Annotated in this window: 13 protein-coding genes, 1 tRNA gene and 1 other RNA gene; 7 read left to right on the top strand and 8 right to left on the bottom strand. The window is 37.4% G+C overall.

From position 1 onward, the window contains the following. Positions 1-261: 261 nt before the first annotated feature. Together EHC72_RS22200 and gltB are read right to left on the bottom strand one after the other, a co-directional pair. A complete protein-coding gene (locus EHC72_RS22200) occupies positions 262-1,728 on the bottom strand; it encodes a glutamate synthase subunit beta (RefSeq protein WP_131539914.1) in 1,467 nt (488 codons plus the stop codon). Between the two features lie 3 nt (positions 1,729-1,731). Next, positions 1,732-6,231 (bottom strand): glutamate synthase large subunit, encoded by a 4,500-nt coding sequence (gltB, locus tag EHC72_RS22195; protein WP_131539913.1) that lies wholly within the window; start codon positions 6,229-6,231, stop codon positions 1,732-1,734. 435 nt (positions 6,232-6,666) lie between these two features. Here gltB and ffs point away from each other — a divergent pair. Beyond that, positions 6,667-6,766: signal recognition particle sRNA small type (gene ffs, locus EHC72_RS22190), an RNA gene on the top strand. Between the two features lie 82 nt (positions 6,767-6,848). Beyond that, positions 6,849-7,508 (top strand): fructose-6-phosphate aldolase, encoded by a 660-nt coding sequence (gene fsa, locus EHC72_RS22185; RefSeq protein ID WP_131539912.1) that lies wholly within the window; start codon positions 6,849-6,851, stop codon positions 7,506-7,508. Between the two features lie 1,164 nt (positions 7,509-8,672). On the opposite strand, the gene EHC72_RS22180 is transcribed toward fsa, so the two are convergent. Both EHC72_RS22180 and EHC72_RS22175 read right to left on the bottom strand, forming a co-directional pair. Further along, the gene (locus EHC72_RS22180; protein ID WP_131539911.1) at positions 8,673-9,167 is read right to left on the bottom strand and encodes a D-glycero-alpha-D-manno-heptose-1,7-bisphosphate 7-phosphatase; all 495 of its coding nucleotides are present in this window, start codon (positions 9,165-9,167) and stop codon (positions 8,673-8,675) included. Positions 9,168-9,295: 128 nt separating this feature from the next. Then, entirely contained in the window at positions 9,296-10,582 is a 1,287-nt protein-coding gene (locus tag EHC72_RS22175) for a sugar MFS transporter (protein WP_131539910.1), read from the bottom strand. 329 nt (positions 10,583-10,911) lie between these two features. On the opposite strand from EHC72_RS22175, the gene EHC72_RS22170 reads away from it, so the two are divergent. The 4 genes from EHC72_RS22170 (at position 10,912) to EHC72_RS22155 (ending at position 13,677) form a co-directional block, all read left to right on the top strand. Beyond that, positions 10,912-10,984, top strand: a tRNA-Lys gene (locus tag EHC72_RS22170). A 247-nt stretch (positions 10,985-11,231) separates the two neighbouring features. Further along, a complete protein-coding gene (locus tag EHC72_RS22165) occupies positions 11,232-12,443 on the top strand; it encodes a site-specific integrase (protein WP_131539909.1) in 1,212 nt (403 codons plus the stop codon). A gap of 68 nt (positions 12,444-12,511) precedes the next feature. Further along, on the top strand, positions 12,512-13,015 hold the full coding sequence (locus EHC72_RS22160; protein WP_131539908.1) for a DUF6922 domain-containing protein: 504 nt from the start codon (positions 12,512-12,514) through the stop codon (positions 13,013-13,015). A gap of 11 nt (positions 13,016-13,026) precedes the next feature. After that, a complete protein-coding gene (locus tag EHC72_RS22155; RefSeq protein WP_165585920.1) occupies positions 13,027-13,677 on the top strand; it encodes a nucleotidyl transferase AbiEii/AbiGii toxin family protein in 651 nt (216 codons plus the stop codon). Positions 13,678-14,235: 558 nt separating this feature from the next. Here EHC72_RS22155 and EHC72_RS22150 read toward each other — a convergent pair. The 3 genes from EHC72_RS22150 to EHC72_RS22140 are packed head-to-tail and all read right to left on the bottom strand — an operon-like array spanning position 14,236 to position 16,691. After that, positions 14,236-14,508, bottom strand: a complete 273-nt coding sequence (locus tag EHC72_RS22150) for a hypothetical protein (protein WP_131539906.1) — start codon at positions 14,506-14,508, stop codon at positions 14,236-14,238. 10 nt (positions 14,509-14,518) lie between these two features. Beyond that, positions 14,519-15,847 (bottom strand): hypothetical protein, encoded by a 1,329-nt coding sequence (locus EHC72_RS22145; RefSeq protein WP_131539905.1) that lies wholly within the window; start codon positions 15,845-15,847, stop codon positions 14,519-14,521. Continuing rightward, the gene (locus tag EHC72_RS22140; protein ID WP_131539904.1) at positions 15,804-16,691 is read right to left on the bottom strand and encodes a HEPN domain-containing protein; all 888 of its coding nucleotides are present in this window, start codon (positions 16,689-16,691) and stop codon (positions 15,804-15,806) included. The genes EHC72_RS22145 and EHC72_RS22140 overlap by 44 nt, the downstream gene beginning before the upstream one ends. A gap of 123 nt (positions 16,692-16,814) precedes the next feature. On the opposite strand from EHC72_RS22140, the gene EHC72_RS22135 reads away from it, so the two are divergent. Continuing rightward, on the top strand, positions 16,815-17,177 hold the full coding sequence (locus EHC72_RS22135; protein WP_131539903.1) for a helix-turn-helix domain-containing protein: 363 nt from the start codon (positions 16,815-16,817) through the stop codon (positions 17,175-17,177). Positions 17,178-17,303: 126 nt separating this feature from the next. On the opposite strand, the gene EHC72_RS22130 is transcribed toward EHC72_RS22135, so the two are convergent. Then, positions 17,304-18,779, bottom strand: a complete 1,476-nt coding sequence (locus tag EHC72_RS22130) for an FtsX-like permease family protein (protein ID WP_131539902.1) — start codon at positions 18,777-18,779, stop codon at positions 17,304-17,306. Positions 18,780-18,911: the final 132 nt, after the last annotated feature.

The raw sequence follows: 18,911 nt of genomic DNA, 5'->3' as shown, positions 1-18,911 counted from the left end.
TTGTATTTATTAATCATAGAAATGGATGGATAAATCCTGTGACTGGATGGAAAATTATGCAAGCACAAATTGCTATATTTTTTGAGGACAGATTTAATCAATGACACAGTTTATTGAACAGACCCTCGATGGAAACTTCCTTTTAAAAGATTTATAGTCAGCTACATAGCAAGAATTAATTATTAGATAAATTACTGTTTCTTTGAAAATAAAAAAGGTCGTAACAAATGTTACGACCTTCAAAATTGCATTTTTCTTTATTTAAGCATAAGCCACAGCATCTCTCGATGCAAGCTTTGTTGTTCCCATTAAATATTCGTCTACTTTACGGGCAGCTTCTCTTCCTTCTGAAATTGCCCAAACTACCAAAGATTGTCCACGACGAACATCACCAGCGGCAAAAATCTTCGCAATATTAGTTTGATAAGTATGCTCTGATGCTTTAACATTACCACGATTATCGAGTTCAACGCCTAATTTTTCAATCAAGCCTTCTTTTTGAGGATGTAAGAAACCCATTGCCAATAGAACCAATTCGCAAGGCAAATCTCTTTCAGTTCCTGCAACTTCTTTAAAACTTACTGGTCTACCGTTTGCATCAATATCCCATTCAACATCAACCACTTTTAAAGCTTTAAGGTTACCGTTTTCGTCGGCAATAAAGTTTTTAGTATTAACTGACCAAGTTCTTTGAGCACCTTCCTCATGTGAAGAAGTATTTTTTAAAAGCATTGGAAAAGTTGGCCAAGGCATGTGCGCATTACGCATAGAAGGCGGCATAGGCATAATTTCGAACTGAGTTACCGATTTTGCACCATGACGATTAGAAGTGCCAATACAATCAGAACCAGTATCGCCACCACCAATTACAATTACGTTTTTGCCAGTTGCCATAATATTTTCTACCACAACATCGCGGTTTGCAACACGTTTATTCTGTTGCTTTAAAAAATCCATTGCAAAATGTACGCCTTTAGCAGAACGCCCATCAATAGGCAAATCGCGTGGAATAGTTGATCCACCGGCTAAAACCACCGCATTATAATCTCGTAGAATGGTTCCAATTTCAACATTTTCGCCTACGTTGGCATTACATTTAAATATAATTCCTTCTTCTTTCATTAAATCAATACGGCGATCAACTACATTTTTTTGCAGTTTAAAATCAGGAATACCATAACGCAATAAACCACCTGGAGCATCATCACGTTCGAAAACGACTACCTCATGACCAGCTTTATTTAACTGAGCAGCAGCGGCCAAGCCAGCGGGGCCTGAACCAATAACAGCTATTTTTTTACCCGTTCTAATTAAAGGTGCTTTTGCTTTAATAAATCCCTTTTCGAAGGCTATTTCGATAATATGCTTCTCAATTTCTTCAATTGAAACTGGTGGTCGATTAATCCCTAGCACGCATGCAGATTCGCATGGAGCAGGACAAATACGACCTGTAAATTCAGGGAAGTTATTGGTGCTTAATAAAATATTAGCCGCCTGCTCCCATTTGCCCTGGTAAACGGCATCATTAAATTCTGGTATAACGTTACCCAAAGGGCAACCTGATTGACAAAATGGAACGCCGCAATCCATGCAACGAGCCGCTTGTCTGTTTAATTCTTCTGAGGGTAATTCATTTAAAAACTCCCCATAATGTTTCACACGTTTAGCAGCTTCTTCTCTAAGCGGTGCAACTCTATCGTATTCTTGAAATCCTGTTACTTTTCCCATGGCTTAGTGTGTTTTAACTTGTTGATTACGTTTGCTTAAAACCGCTTTGTATTCTTTAGGGAATACTTTTACAAAATGAGCAGACTGAGTTTTCCAATCGCTTAAGATAAATTCGGCTACTTTACTATCCGTCAAACGAATATGAGTTTTAAGTAGAGCCAAAATTCGTTCTTCATCTTCAGCCAATAACGGATCTAAATCAACCATTTCTTTATTGCACTTACGGGCAAAAGTTCCATTAGCATCATAAATCCAGGCTACACCACCACTCATGCCTGCAGCAAAATTACTTCCGGTATCACCAAGAATTAAAACTTCACCACCAGTCATATATTCACAACCGTGATCTCCAACACCTTCCACAACCGCAGTTGCACCAGAATTACGCACAGCGAAACGTTCGCCAGCTTTTCCACGGGCAAATAATTCGCCAGATGTTGCTCCGTAAAGTGCTACGTTACCAATAATGATATTTTGTTCGGGCACATAAGTTACATTTCCGAAAGGATAAATAGCCAACCTTGCTCCAGAAAGACCTTTACCAACATAATCGTTTGCTTCACCTTCTAGCGATAAGGTTACGCCACGCGTACTAAAAGCACCAAAACTTTGTCCGGCAGAACCATTAAATTTAAAGTTAATGGTATCAGGCGGCAAGCCTAAGCCTAAATGCACTTTAGAAATTTCGTTGGATAGCATAGTACCGATGGCACGATCGGTATTTTTAACATCGAAGCTTGCAAATACAGGTTCATTGTTATCAATAGCCTGTTTAGCTGCAGCAATTAATTGATGATCTAATACATGATCCAAACCATGATCTTGCTTTTCAGTATTATAGTAAGGCAAGCCATTATTTTCTGCTTTATATAAAATTGCAGATAAATCAATATGTTTCAATTTCCAATCTTCTGCCCCTAAATCTCGAACTTTTAAAGCATCAGCCTGACCTATCATTTCATGAATAGTTCTGAAACCAAGTTCGGCCATTACTTCACGTAATTCTTCTGCAAGGAAATAAAATAAGTTTACAACGTGATCTGGATCGCCTGTAAATAGTTTCCTCAATTCAGGGTCTTGGGTAGCAACACCAACCGGACAAGTATTTAAATGGCATTTACGCATCATAATACAACCCGAAGTAACTAAGGCCGCAGTTGCAACACCCCATTCTTCGGCGCCTAATAATGCTGCAATAGCAATATCTCTACCTGTTTTTAATTGTCCATCTGTTTGAAGAACAATACGGTTGCGCAATCTATTTTTCACTAAAGTTTGATGTGCTTCTGCCAAACCAAGTTCCCAAGGCAAGCCTGCATGCTGAATAGAAGTTAAAGGTGAAGCCCCTGTACCACCATCAAAACCAGAAACTAAAATTACATCGGCATGTGCTTTTGCAACACCCGCTGCAATTGTGCCTACACCAGCTTTAGAAACTAATTTAACATTAATCCTCGCCTCGCGATTAGCGTTCTTTAAATCGAAAATCAGCTGCGCTAAATCCTCAATTGAATAAATATCGTGATGCGGCGGCGGAGAAATTAAACCAACTCCTGGTGTTGAGTGACGAACTTTTGCAATCCAGTCATCCACTTTATGTCCAGGTAGCTGCCCACCCTCGCCAGGTTTTGCACCTTGAGCCATTTTAATTTGCAACTCATCAGCATTTGTTAAATAATAACTGGTTACACCGAAACGAGCGGATGCCACCTGTTTAATAGCCGAGCGCATGCTATCGCCATTTGGCAATTTGGTATAGCGCATTTCATCCTCACCACCCTCTCCGGTATTACTTTTGCCGCCAATTCTATTCATGGCAATAGCCAAGGTAGAATGTGCTTCGTGAGAAATAGAGCCGAAAGACATTGCTCCAGTGGCAAATCTTTTCAAAATTGCTTCAGTAGGTTCAACTTCATTTAAAGGAACGGAAGGGCGGTTGTAATTAAATTCAAACAAACCACGAATGGTGTAAGCCTGTTGGGTTTGCTCATTAACAAGTTTAGAATATTGTTTAAAAATGTTATAGTCGTTTTTACGGGTTGCGTTTTGTAATAGATGGATTGTTTGAGGATTAAACAAATGCTGCTCGCCTCTTCTACGCCATTTATAAGTACCACCTGCAGGCAATAAATTTTCTGTTTGAGTAGAAACACCAAAACTACGGCGGTGTTTAATTAAGGTTTCGTGAGCAATTTCATCCAACCCTAAACCACCAATACGAGAAACAGCACCAGTAAAATAAGTGTTTACAACTTGCTTATTTAGACCTAAAATTTCAAAAATTTGTGCTCCATGGTATGATTGTAGGGTGGAGATTCCCATTTTAGAGAAAATCTTTAACAAACCACTATTTACCGCATAAGTATAATTTTTAGTTAGCTGATCTATTGATAAACCAGACTCATCTTTAAAACCATGAATAGTTTCTAAAGCCAGATAAGGATTAACGGCTGTAGCACCAAAACCAATTAGGGTAGCAAAATGGTGAACTTCCCAAACATCTCCAGCCTCAACCACGATACCTACTGCACCACGATACCCTTTACGAATTAAATGGTGATGTACTGCCGAAACTGCCAAAAGCGAAGGCATTGCTGCGTGTTCAGAATCGATGGCTCTATCTGTTAATACAATTACCTGGAAACCATCTTCAACGGCATCTACAGCGTAACGGCAAAGACGATCCAATGCCTTAGCCATTGCGCCAGGCTTACCATCAGCCCTGAAATAGGTTTGCAGGGTTTTCGCTTGAAAAACGCCTGTATCAATACTTCTTAGTTTCTCTAATTCTTGGTTGGTTAAAATTGGGTGCTTAATACCTACACAATGACATTGCATTGGGCTTTCTTCTAGCAAGTTGCCATTATTACCCATAAAACCTGCCAAACTCATTACCACTTTTTCACGGATAGGATCAATTGGTGGATTGGTTACCTGCGCAAATAATTGCTTAAAATAATTAGATAAATGTTGTGGCTGTTTAGATAAAATGGCTAAAGGTGTATCCGTTCCCATTGAACCAATTGGCTCTTTACCCTCTAAAGCCATTGGCTTTAATAATAAATCTACATCCTCCCTGCTATAACCAAAAACCTGCTGGTATTTAAGTACAGATTCCTTCGAAAGTCCGGTAAACATTACACGTGGCTCAGGTAATTCTTCCAAACGGATTTGATATTGATTTAACCAATCTGCATAAGGGCTAGCACCACAAACCTGGGTTTTTATTTCATCGTCGCTAATGATTCTACCCTGCTCCATATCTACAACAAACATTTTGCCTGGTGTTAAACGACCTTTTTCAATAATCGTACTTTGATCGATTGCTAAAGCGCCTGCTTCCGAGCCCATAATTACACGGTCATCAGAGGTGATGGCATAACGCGAAGGGCGTAATCCGTTACGATCTAAAGTAGCACCAATCAGCTTTCCATCTGTAAAAGCAATTGCTGCAGGTCCATCCCAAGGCTCCATTAAAGTAGCATGAAACTCGTAGAAAGCTCTTTTAACCGGATCCATATCTTCGTTGCCATCCCAAGCTTCGGGTACAAGCATCATTAAAACATGAGGCAAAGTTCTGCCGGCGTGGAGCAATAATTCAATTACATTATCCAAGCAGCCCGAATCTGAATTTGTTTCATCGATAACAGGCAATAACATATCCAGTTCTTCTGGCGTAAAATAAGCTGAAGCGAAAGATTTAACGCCAGCTCTAAACCAGTTTAAATTTCCTTGTAAAGTATTGATCTCTCCGTTGTGAGCAATAAAACGAAAAGGCTGCGCTAATCTCCATGAGGGAAAAGTATTGGTTGCAAAACGAGAGTGCACCAAACCCAAAGCGGAAACTAAGCGTTTATCACTTAAATCTTTAAAGTATGTACGTACCTGTAAAGATGTTAACTGACCTTTGTATATAATAGTTTGAGCGGATAACGAAACGATATAAAAATCCTTTCCACCATTAACGGTGTTTAAAATCAGCTTAATTAAGTAGTTTTTAAAAATGTAAAGTTTACGTTCAAAATCGGCTCCAGGAGCTACAGCATACGGGCGAGCAATAAAAACTTGCTCAATTTCCGGCTCAACAGAAAGTGCCATACTGCCAATATCAGTAGTATCTACATCAACTTTTCTAAAACCTAAAACCTCAAGGCCGAGCTTTTCTGCAGCACGATAAATTAACTCTCTGCATTCTTCTCTTGATCTTAAATCTTTAGGCATAAAAAGCATACCCACGCCATAATTATTTGTAGCAGGAAGGCTAAATCCTGTTTTCAGACATTCATCGTAGAAAAATTCATGAGGAATTTGGATCATAATTCCTGCTCCATCTCCGGTATTTGGTTCAGCTCCCGAAGCCCCTCTGTGGTCTAAATTTTCTAAAATAGTAAGTGCATCTGAGATGATCTGATGCGATTTTCGCCCTTTCACATGCGCAACGAACCCAATGCCGCAGGCATCGTGTTCAAATTGTGCATCGTACAATCCACTGTTTAATTTCATTCTTTTGCTCGTTAGTTGTTAGTGTATAGGAAACACTAAGATAAAAGAAATCGATTATAAATTATAGAGTTTACATTCTTTTTAGAATAATTTTAGTTTTAAAGCAATTTAAATTAAGTTAATTACAATATTGACAAATTATACAATGATTAAATATAATTTTAATAAACACACAAATCATTAAAAAAACGCTCGAAACAGTGTTTTTATTCGCTAAAACAATTTACTAAAAAATAGATTTGCGCATTTTAGGCTTGAAAGAAAAGGCGATTAAAATTGTTTTTCGACTTAAAAATCTAATTATTGAAACCTAATTAAGGAATCTAAAAATAATTTAATAATTATATTAATTTAACAATCAACAACATAGCTTTACTATTCAAAAAAAGAGAAAAATGAATTTTGTAAAACAACTTGTTTTTCTACCTTTGTGGCGGGCAAGTCTTTTACGACCAGCTCCCTTTGAATCCCCCCAGGGCGGGAACGCAGCAAGGGTAGAAGGTTGTAGCGGTGCGATAAGAGGTGCTTGCCCTTTTTTTTTACTCCCCCATTCCCCTGAAGGGGGACACGAAATTCTTCAGGGTTTACACCTAATTATCACTTAAGAATTTATAAACATGAAATTTTTTATTGACACAGCTAATCTTGATCAAATCAGAGAAGCACAAGATCTTGGCATTTTAGACGGCGTAACCACTAACCCTAGCTTAATGGCTAAAGAAGGTATTACTGGCGATCAAAATGTAATTAACCACTATAAAGCAATTTGCGATATTGTTGACAACAATGTAAGTGCAGAAGTTATTTCAACTACTTATGATGAAATTATCAAAGAAGGTGAAGCTCTTGCTGCTTTAAACCCAAAAATTGTTGTTAAAGTTCCGATGATTAAAGATGGTGTTAAAGCCATTAAATATTTCTCATCAAAAGGAATTAAAACCAACTGTACCTTAATTTTCTCTGCCGGACAGGCATTATTGGCGGCTAAAGCTGGTGCAACTTATGTTTCTCCGTTTTTAGGTCGTTTAGATGATATTTCTAGCGATGGTTTAGTACTAATTGAAGATATCAGAACTATTTTTGATAACTACGGTTACGAAACTCAAATTTTAGCTGCTTCTATCCGTGGTCCTTTGCATATTGTAAACTGTGCTAAATTAGGTGCTGATGTAATTACTGCACCTTTGGCTGCTATTGTGGGTTTATTAAAACACCCTTTAACTGATAGTGGTTTAGCTACTTTCTTAGCAGATCACGCTAAGGCTGCAGGCAAATAAGCTTAAAACACTTTATAAAAAAGCCCGAATCGTTTTGATTCGGGCTTTTTTGTTTGTGTTAACGATGGAAGCGGCATCCTCCGATTTTTTCTATCGGAGATATAGCGAACAGCGTGTTAAAACGCCCAAATAAATTTTATTAATTAAGGAAAAGCTATTATTAGGATTTGAAGCGTAAGGTTCTGTACTCATCGGTTACCATACTCCTGCTTTCCATTATAGTCCCGACAGAAAAATCGGGAGCTGCCATTTCAATCAGGGCTACGAAACCACATACTCCATTATTAAATGGTTAAACTCAGTTTTTGTTTGCGTTAACGATGGAAGCGGCATCCTCCGATTTTTTCTATCGGAGATATAGCGAACAGCGTGTTAAAACGCCCAAATAAATTTTATTAATTCAGGAAAAGCTATTATTAGGATTTGAAGCGCAAGTTTCTGTACTCATCAGTTACCACACACCTGCTTTCCATTATAGTCCCGATAGAAAAATCGGGAGCTGCCATTTCAATCAGGGCTACGAAACCACATACTCCATTATTAAATGGTTAAACTCAGTTTTTGTTTGCGTTAACGATGGTAGCGACATCCTCCGATTTTTTCTATCGGAGATATAGCGAACAGCGTGTTAAAACGCCCAAATAAATTTTATTAATTAAGGAAAAGCTATTATTAGGATTTGAAGCGTAAGGTTCTGTACTCATCGGTTACCATACTCCTGCTTTCCATTATAGTCCCGACAGAAAAATCGGGAGCTGCCATTTCAATCAGGGCTACGAAACCACATACTCCATTATTAAATGGTTAAACTCAGTTTTTGTTTGCGTTAACGATGGTAGCGGCATCCTCCGATTTTTTCTATCGGAAATACAGCGAACAGCGTGTTAAAACGCCCAAATAAATTTTATTAATTCAGGAAAAGCTATTATTAGGATTTGAAGCGTAAGGTTCTGTACTAAATCCGCTACCACACACCTGCTTTCCATTATAGTCCCGATAGAAAAATCGGGAGCTGCCATTATAATCAGGGCTATTGAACAAAGAATGCAAAAACAAGCTTAAATGTTTTTACATTTCTTATATGGTAAAAAGAAATCCTAAATCTTAAACCGATAACACCGACTTAAAACTTAGGATTTTATTTTGAGAAGGAATTAAAACTATTTACGCACTTAATACCTCTTTAATTTTTTCGTAGCTAATTTGTTCATCAGGCTCAATTAAAATACCCTTCACTCCTGCTCCATTTGCAGCTTCAACATCACGAGGTTTATCACCAATCATAACAGATAAAGCCGGATCAATATCGAACATATCAATAGCATCTAAAATCATCCCCGATTTCGGCTTGCGGCATTTACAGTCGCCAGAAACAGTTGGATGGTGCGGGCAATAATAAACGGCAGCAATTTCTGCTCCTTTTTTGGTAAATGCATTACGTAGTAATTGATGCATAATTGCCAATTCTTCTTCACTATATCTTTTTAAAGCAATACCGCCTTGGTTGGTAATTACAATTAAAAGGTAATCTTCGTCGAATAGTTTTTTAAGTACTGGAATTTGGTAATCAAGAATTTTAAAATCTTCTACACGACAAATGTAATCGTGCATTTCGTGATTTAAAACACCATCACGATCCAAAAAAATAGCTTTGTTCATTATTAGATATGAATATTGAGATATGAGGAAAATCCCCATTTTTATAATTGTCCAAAATAAGGGAAAATTAACGGCATAAAAAAGCCCAATCTGGTTTGGATCGGGCTTTACAAATATTATATGTTTTTCTACTTCAATTTTAAACCTACTTTATGACCTTTAACGGCAAAAAATAGAATGAACAAATAGCATGGTAAAACGGTAATGAAGTAGGATAATTGGAAATCCAAATGTAGATGATCCTTTAAATAAGCGTATAATAATGGCCAAACTGCACCACCAGCTATACCCATAATCATAATTGCAGATCCAGTTTTAGTAAATTTACCTAAATGACTAATGCCTAAAGGAAAAATGGCAGGCCACATTAATGAATTTGCTAATCCTAGTAAAGCTATAAAAATAACCGAAGTATAACCTGTAGTCAAATAAGCGATTAAAGTAAAAATTAAACCCAAAATGGCACAAATTCGTAGCGCAAATTGCTGCGAAATATATTTTGGAATGGCTATAATACCCAAAATATAGCCGATTAACATGCTTGATAAGGTTAGCGCTGTAAAATATTTACTAATATCAGGGCTGATACCTAAAGCTTTTCCGTAAACACCGATAATATCTCCTGCCATTACTTCTGCAGCGACGTAAACAAAAATACAGAAGGCACCTAAAAATAAGTGTGGAAACTGGAATATGCTTTTATGCTCCACAACAGTACCATTGTTTTCATCCACTACATCTTCTTCTACTTGCACTTCGGGCAAATTGGTGAATTTAATTACCAAAGCAAATAGGCAAAAAACAATAGCCAAAACAATATATGGCATATTTACACGTCCAAGCACATCATTTAGCAACTGTTCTTTGGCAACTCCTGTGGCTGCTTCTATCTTTTTCTCAATATCTGATGCATTTTTAAGAAATAGCGTTCCCATGATAAATGGAACAATAATACCTGCAAATTTATTACAAATACCTGCCATGCTAATTCGTTTTGCAGCACTTTCTATGGGTCCAATAATAGTTAAATATGGATTTGATGCGGTTTGCAATAAAGCTAAAGCCGCTCCTTGAACAAAAATCCCCGTTAAAAACAATCCAAATGTTCTGGTTTGTGCTGCAGGAATAAATATTAATGAACCAATACCCAACACAATTAAGCCTAAAATGATGCCATTTTTGAAACCTATTTTTTTCAAAATCCATGATGCTGGTAGCGCTAAGAAGAAATAAGCCATGTAAGAGGCAAAAGTAACTAGGAAAGCCTGAATATCAGACAAACCGAATGAGAGCTTAAAAAAAGGTATTAATGTTCCATTTGCCCAGGTTACAAATCCGAAGATAAAAAACAAAATACAAATGATAACGAGTGGTTTCGGTCCCTTTGAAGGATTTTGAGTGTTTTGGTTCAGCATAAGTTTGGTTATTGGTTGTTTTGATTGATGGAGCCAAACTAAACAAATAATTTAAAAATTCTACCATCAAACGTTTGCGTGATTTTTCAGACTTTATTAATCACTTTTCTAATTGTTCGGTTATAGATGAAAAACATACAAATAATTGCTTAAATTTTGAAAAGCTGCCATACTGAGTTATAAACTGGTTATTTAAATTATGGCACTAATAATTAATCTTCCTATAAATCAAGAGAGTAAGGGATTTTGAGAAAAATTATTTGCAAAACATGCATTAGAACCCTACATTTGCAGCACTTCAAACAAACGGAGACGTTTAAAGAAGAGATGATTCCGTAGCTCAGCTGGTAGAGCATTACACTTTTAATGTAGTGGTCCTGGGTTCGAATCCCAGCGGGATCACAGACAATAGTATCAAAACTACGTAAAAGCTTGCAAATCAAATGATTGCAAGCTTTTTTGTTTTAGTGAAAAAACTAAATTACTCACCGATTCTCATATTAAAAGTGTGTAATTCGGTGAGTAATTCAGGCGGTAAAAGAACTCACCGAATTAAATATAACCACTTGTTTAACAAGTCGTTCGACCATCGAACGTCTTGACGTTTTCAGACTGCAGGGCTAATTTTGTTAACCTTAATTCAGTTTATATGAAAACTAATTTTAACCTGCTTTTTTATCTTAAAAAGCAGAAAAACTACCATGGCGGCCATGTGCCAGTTTATTTAAGAATAACCGTTGGCGGAAAAAGGGCAGAAATGACCAGCGGTCTTGAGTGCGATCCTGAAAAGTGGAATACCAAATCAGGCAGACAGGATGGAAAAAAGGAAGATGTCAGAAGCTTTAATGCTCATCTGGACAATCTCCAGTCAATCATCAACCAGGTTTACAGGGATCTTTTTGATGCAGGCGAAGTTATTACATCCGAAGGCATTAAGTGCAGATTTATCGGGCGGGAAGTCAGGAAGCACACCTTGATGGAAGCCATCAAAGCTCATAACGAAAAAATGCAAGCTTTGGTAGGAAAGGAATACGCCATTGGTACTTTGAAGCGCTTTCAGGTCTTGGAAAGACATCTTACTGCCTTCATGAACGAGAAATACCAGATACCAGATATCAACATCAAAAATATTAACCATGCGTTTATACGCGATTTTGATTTTTTCCTGAGGTCAGTAAACGGTTGTGCCAACAATACCACAGTAAGGTATCTGAAAAGCCTTGGTAAAATTCTTCGCATTTCATTGAGCTTAAAATGGATTGACAGCGATCCAATGTTCGGGTACAAACTAAAAAGCAAGAATGTAGAGCGGTCGTTTCTCACAGAGGAGGAGTTGACAAAAATTTCTGAAAAGCAGTTCTTAACCGAGCGGTTAAGTCAGGTACGTGATGTCTTTATCTTCTGCTGTTTTACAGGTCTTGCCTATTCCGACATAGAAAAATTACGCCTATCTAATATCAAAACTGGAGTGGATGGCAAAAAATGGGTTTACACAAATCGAACCAAAACAGGAACCCGGTCGGCTGTTCCCTTATTACCACCTGCAATAGCAATATTGGAGAGATACAGTGATCACCCCTACTGCATCACCAAAGACAGGGCATTACCAGTTTCTAGCAATCAAAAGCTAAATGAGTACCTCAAGGAAATTGCCGCAGTTTGTGAGATCGATAAACCTTTAAGCTCACATATTGCAAGGCATACCTTCGCTACCACCGTAACCCTTCTTAATGGGGTGCCGATGGAGAGCGTATCGAAGATGCTAGGGCATACAAATATCAGAACTACACAGATATATGCAAAGGTCTTGGATATCAAGGTGAGCGCAGATATGGCGCCTTTAAATGATAAATATAACTAAATAAATAACCAACAACTGACAAATATTTAAAAATATTAGGCATTAACTTCTGTTTTAGTTAAATTTGTATGATGTTAAAGGAATTGAACAAAAGAGTTATCGTTGTGCACTGGAAGAGATTTGCCAGTACGGATATCGACGTGTTTTCAAGTCTGAAGGGATTTTGCGACAGCTACCCCGCTTATAACTATAATACACTGAACAACTATCTTTCCAAAAAGAAAGTTCCATTCGAAAATGATGAGATCAAAATCGAAAGACAGCCTCTGATACAAAAAGTTAGAAGACCCGATCTGCCCAAGGTATTGTTCTGGGACTTTGATTTTGACAAGCTTGACTGGAACAGAAGTTATAGAACCGTTATGGAACGAGTGCTTGATAAAGGCAACCCCAAGGATTGGGAGGAGATGATCAGGTTTTACGGGATGGAAAATGTGGTAAACGCTCTTAAAAATGACATTACCTATCTTTCTGACATGACCATGGAAGCCGTTTGCGAATATTTTCAGTTGAGCAAAGAAAAACTCAGATGTTACACAAAGAAACAGTTAAATCAGGGACACTGGATCTAATCCAGACGCTGATGAAAGACAATCAGCTCAATTCTTTTTACCTCGTAGGCGGTACAGCACTATCGCTGAGGATTGGACACAGAGAATCCATAGACATTGACCTGTTCAGCTCTTCGGATTTTGATGGAAACGAACTGGCTGAACACTTACGAAATAAATACGGTGCAGACGTAAAACGCCACAAGGAAAATTATGTCAGTGGAAGTATTGGCGAAGTGGATTTTGATTTTATTTCGCACAAATATCCATCCATTAAACCGATTGAAAATATAGAGGGAATTAGGATGATGTCCAATCAGGACATATCGGCCATGAAAATCAATGCAATTGTTAATAGCGGACAGCGCATCAAGGATTTTATCGATATACACTATCTTTTGAAGGAAATGCCATTGGATGAAATAATTGGTTTCTACTGTCAGAAATATCCAAATGTAGATCCTAACACCGCCAAGTCGTCTTTAATGTACCATAGTGATATCGATTTCAACGTTCCAGTAAAATTGATGGATGGAAAACTAAAATTGCAGGATGTTCAGGATAGTATAGTAAAAGCAGTACGGGAATATACCCGTATTCAGGAAATCAAAGAGCTGAACAATAAGTTGAAAGAAACAAGGAACGACAATAAAAATGAACGAGGCAGAGGAATGGGTCGTTAGGTTAGAGAATGCACCAATCCAATCATTTCGGCAAACCACCGTCCCAAAGGTAATGGCATTTTCATTACAAGGCTCAGCGGGAAAACATACTTCGACAGCTTCACCATCGGCGAAGTATGTTTTCTAGCAAATCCTAAGGGCTTGTCGTTGGCACAAAGGGATTCTTCAAAGGTTATCACAATTTGTGATAACCTGCCATCAATGTGACTATTAACTCATCCGAATATTTGAACCACTTAGGAATATGATTGCTGATAACACCTAAAGTCGTCTGGGTATAGAAAAGAAAAAGCTGAAAAACTATTGTTTTTTAATACCTGTTAGCGGTAAAGGAGCCACCTGTTTCTAAACGAAGGAGCATCGGGTTCAAATCGGATGAACTGTAGTACCTAGATGCGGAATCGCATTTCCTTATATACCATGGTGAAAAGCGTTGGGTAGTGATTGGGCTTTCACAGGCCGAAAATGCGGGAAGGCCAGCTCTCGCAATAGTAGATTAAAAATAACTTAATGATAACAGAAAGCAACTCCCTTATGATCATGCTCTCTGTTATTTGTTCATCTATTTTGTTTCTGCCTTGTTACTATAAAAGAAAAGTTCAGGAAGCTGATCATCTGGTTACAAAAGAAAAGCATATCAGTCATTTCCTCTCCTTCCGGAGATTCAGCTTCCAAATGCACCCAGCCCTTGTAAAGTTCCCATAAATTTGCCCTTGCCTCATGCAATGGAAAATTAACGAAAAAATATTCCATCTCAGAATCCGCATTTTCGATTTCTTCTTCTGTAAGCCCTGAAGGTTGATAATCGATTAGTTTTTTAATCTCTTCCATGTCTGTGTTTCTATTTGATTTCAAGCTCATACTGTTTTTTGATTTCATCTATATACGCTTCGAAATGCTCCTTATAATAACCTTTGGGAATTTGAATCTTAAAGTTCTTACGGCTAAAAAACAGAACAACCCTCGAATCCGTTTCACATTCTAATAAATACCAGACAGTGGGGTTTGAAGACGAACAGATGAAAAACATAGCAATCCTGTCTTCGCAAAAATGCAAGACCTTTGCTTTCACCTTGAACCTCAACTTAAGTTCGTAATAATCACCCTTATCACTAAGTAAAAAATTTAAACTCGGTACTTCACTTGAGAATCGGGCAACCTGCATATACTTTTTCATAGGTCTCTTCTGAATATTTCTCATCCCATAGGTAAACAGGTAATGTGTAAACGGCTCGGTCGATAGCATTGGGAGTGCTTTATTGAATAGTTCGAAAATCTTCTTCTTATTGCTGAAATTGAGATCATCTATTTCGTCAGAACGTTCATCACTGTCTCCGTATTCCCTAAACTGAATCTTTGCTATTTTCTTCATTTCATAGCAGATGCTGTTCAGCTCAGTTTGATTTGCGGACAGTTCAGATTGTTCAAAACTATCGTCTTCTTCGAAAAGAAACCCAGTGAAAGATTTTACAGTCTTATTATCCGCATTCATGGAAAAGCTATACGGTATCAGAAATGGATAATGGTTGGAATGGAACCTGACAGCATCGGTATTTGCAAGGCAATAACCAATAAGGTACTCCCGGTTTAAAGTAGCTAATCCATCATTTACATACTTTCTTTCCAATACTTTCCGTTCGGGTATATGCAGGAAATAATCATCCGGCCTGAAAAAACCTTTAAATTCTTTTTTGAGCCTGATGTCCACTCCATATCTATCACAGACTACTTCAAGATATCTGGACTTTCCGGCTACTTCATTGAAGCATTCCGGCCAATAATATTTTTCAAAGTCATGAAATCCATTCCATAACATCGCCCTCAAAGTACGGTAGGTATATCTTCCCAGATAATTTTCATCCGTATCAATACTGCAGCTTACCAATAAATGATCATACTCGACCCTCAGGTAAACTTTTACCGGCGGCTCATTTTCGAGCTTTACCCTCATTGTCAAAATTCCTTTTTTAAATGAGAGCGCCTTTCTTTCAACCATGTAATATGGTCGGTTCCCGGCTCGAAGTTCTGTATGTGACTCCAAAACATTTAATCTCAATATGCGGGTGTTCTTATCAAAGGGAAGTTTATAGAACTCGGATTTAGGTTTTCCGGCAAGGATCATTTCATCAGCCATTGCAAATTTCCCCTTTCTCTGCTTCCGCCTCTTCACATTCGGCAGTCAAAAGAATAATCTTTTTATCACAAAGATCTTTGGCGAGAATTAAAAAATTATGAACCAGGCTATAGAGTTTATCAGCATCGCCCATCTCAACATTAAAATTGTCCTTATACCTGGCGTGGCTATAACTATTCATGAGCTTCTCAAAAAGCCTTCTGTTTTCTGGCGTTCCAAGCAAAAGCGCTCGCGGCTCTGCTGAGAAACATGCACAGATATCCAGTAGCCTACCCAAATGATGAATATCTGACCTGTAAGCCATAAAAACCCTGATCATCGCAATGCAGGATTGCTCAACTACTTGATGAAGCATAAATACGCACACATTGAATTTTTCGTTACTAAAACATTCTCCTGCACCATCTAAAAACCCCTGCGCCATGGGAATCCGATGATAAAGGTGCTTTCTGGCTTTTTCAAGAGATATTTTTTTATCAAGAATATATTCAGGAAACAGGTTCAGCGTACCGTCATGACTGTATAGCTGAATACCGGTATTAAATACTGTTATAAAAAATCTGTTGTTACCTGCAATAGCTGTATCGACGCTCTCTAGGCTATGAACAAAGATCGTGATTTTGCCATGGTTAAAATGCATATTTACATAATCCTGAACACCATGCTCGATTCTTGTGGTGCCCTTTATTACCATTAATAGATAATAGTGAAAACTATTGTTGGCCTGTTCGGGAAAGAAAGAAGTAAAAGAATTCTTTGTAGAACTTATTTCACCGAACTTTAGAATTTGCAAGGGCGTGAATCGCTGTGCAAGTTCTCTAACAAAATTGGAGAACAGCTCTTGCCGGTCCTCCACTGGATTTAATGATTTCTTTTTCATATCTTCATGTTTGTTATGAAGACCAAGTTCGATTAGAAAAAGCACGTACCGAACCACTACAGAATGTTAAATACAAGTGCAGGGTTGTTTTTAACTGTCGGAATTTTTTAAATATATTTGGCCATGGAAACCTCAGAAAAAACGAACAGAATGCATCTTGGTAGAAAAATAAGCCGTATCCGTGAACTGCGTGGGATGAAACAGGAAGCGCTTGCCGCTGAACTTGGCATAAGCCAACAGGCAATTAGCAAACTGGAACAAAGTGAGGAAATTGAAGAATCTACACTAGAGAAAGTGGCAAAAGCACTAGGCGTAACTGCTGAAGGGATCAAACACTTTACAGAAGAGACAATTTTTAACAATATCAATAATTTTCATGATAATTCAATTCAAAATAATTTTAATCCTATCGAAAAAATTGTTGAATTATATGAACGTTTATTAGCTAGTGAGAAAGAAAAGAATGAATTACTTAAAAACAGATAGAAGCTGTGTTTTAAATGTTTAGCATTATTTTGAAACAATGCCAAATTCTTAAATATAGTAGTATAAGGTTGCATCAAGGCAACTTACGTTATAGCTGACGAGCAATTAAAATTACCACACCAAAATTCATTCATATTTTAAAGCATCTACAGGATTTGCCCTTGCGACTTTAAAAGTCTGCAAGCTAACACAGAATAAAGCAATGATAATTGAGATAAAAAATGCAAACATAAATGGTGCCACACCAATTTCTATACTATAATCGTATTGTTGGAGCCATTTATTTGATAATATGTAAGCAAAAGGAAATGCAAAAATATTTGATATAAGGACTAATATAATGAAATCCTTATTTAATAGCAACAAAATACTGTTTAAATCAGCGCCTAACACCTTCCTGATGCTAATCTCTTTTTGCCGTTGTTCGGCTACATAAATAGCTAATCCCAACAGGCCTAAACAGGAGATGAAAATGCAAAAGCCTCCAAAAAGGTCAGCAAGTACGCTGGTTATTTTTTCGTCATGTAACTTTTCAGACATATGTTTATCAGTAAACTCAATCTCGATTGGAAAGTCAGGGTTTAAACGCTGCCATAGTGCCTTAATTGTATTTACGGATTCGTTTAATGGTACTGTTGAATTTAACCTTAAGAGCATTACTTCGGTACGTCTGGGGTTATTGTAAAACACTGTCGGTAATACTTTTGAATCAGCTCCATCGTTAGAATAATCCTGGATAACTCCCACAATCTGCAATGATTCATCGTCACCCCAGTTTATTAGCGAACCCACAGGATTTTTTAACCCCATTATTTTAACTGCAGCCTCGTTTAGAATTAAAGATGTAGCAGTATCTGCCGGAAAATTTGTTGAGAAATCCCGCCCCTTCAACATCTTTGCTCCAATAGTCTTCACATAATCGAAACCTATACTCCTGAATTGAATGGATATATCTTTACTCATATCTCTCCCAGGCCAAACAAAATCCCCGGAACTGTTAGAATTGTTTGTTAAGCTTCCTCCTATTTCAGAAATAGATAAAACAGATCCGGAATTTTTCAACTGTTCCTTAAATAATTTTAATCTAGTGAAATCTTTAAAATTTCCGTCGCGACGAACTTGCAATAAATTATTTTCATCAAATCCTAATGGCTTATTGGTAACATATTGTATCTGAGAATGAATTGTAATTGCACATACAATCATGCAAACTGAAAGGCTAAATTGAATAACGACTAATAACTTTCTAACAGACAGGGTTCCTGTACCTTTAAAGCCTTTTAGCACTTTGTTTGCAGAAAAAGATGAAAGATAAAAAGCGGGGTAACTTCCCGCTATCAAGGTAGTAATTAAGACAAGGCCCGCTAAAATTCCCCAGATTCTGTATGAGCCATAGTCAATCTCTGTATTAGTGTCCAACAAATAATTAAAATACGGTAACGACAGCTCAAGAAGTACTAGCGCTATAACAGTAGCAATTGTAGAAAACAATAAAGATTCAATAAAAAATTGCATCATTAATGATTTCCTATTTGAGCCAAGCGCTTTACGAACACCCACTTCCCTGGCTCTTTTTTCAGATCGAGCGGTAGATAAATTCATATAATTAGTCGTTCCTTAACAAAACCCACTATTTAATTTATTTTTAAAAACAGGATTAGAAAACAGCATAATTTGTATCTTATAAAATAAGAAAATAATTTTCTGTTTCAGTAGTTCCATCATTTTCTTCAT

The sequence above is a fragment of the Pedobacter nototheniae genome (assembly GCF_004335085.1).
Classification (GTDB): Bacteria; Bacteroidota; Bacteroidia; order Sphingobacteriales; family Sphingobacteriaceae; genus Pedobacter; species Pedobacter nototheniae.
The sequence above is the reverse complement of the archived record's forward strand: the minus strand, read 5'-3'. Positions and strand labels throughout refer to the sequence as shown.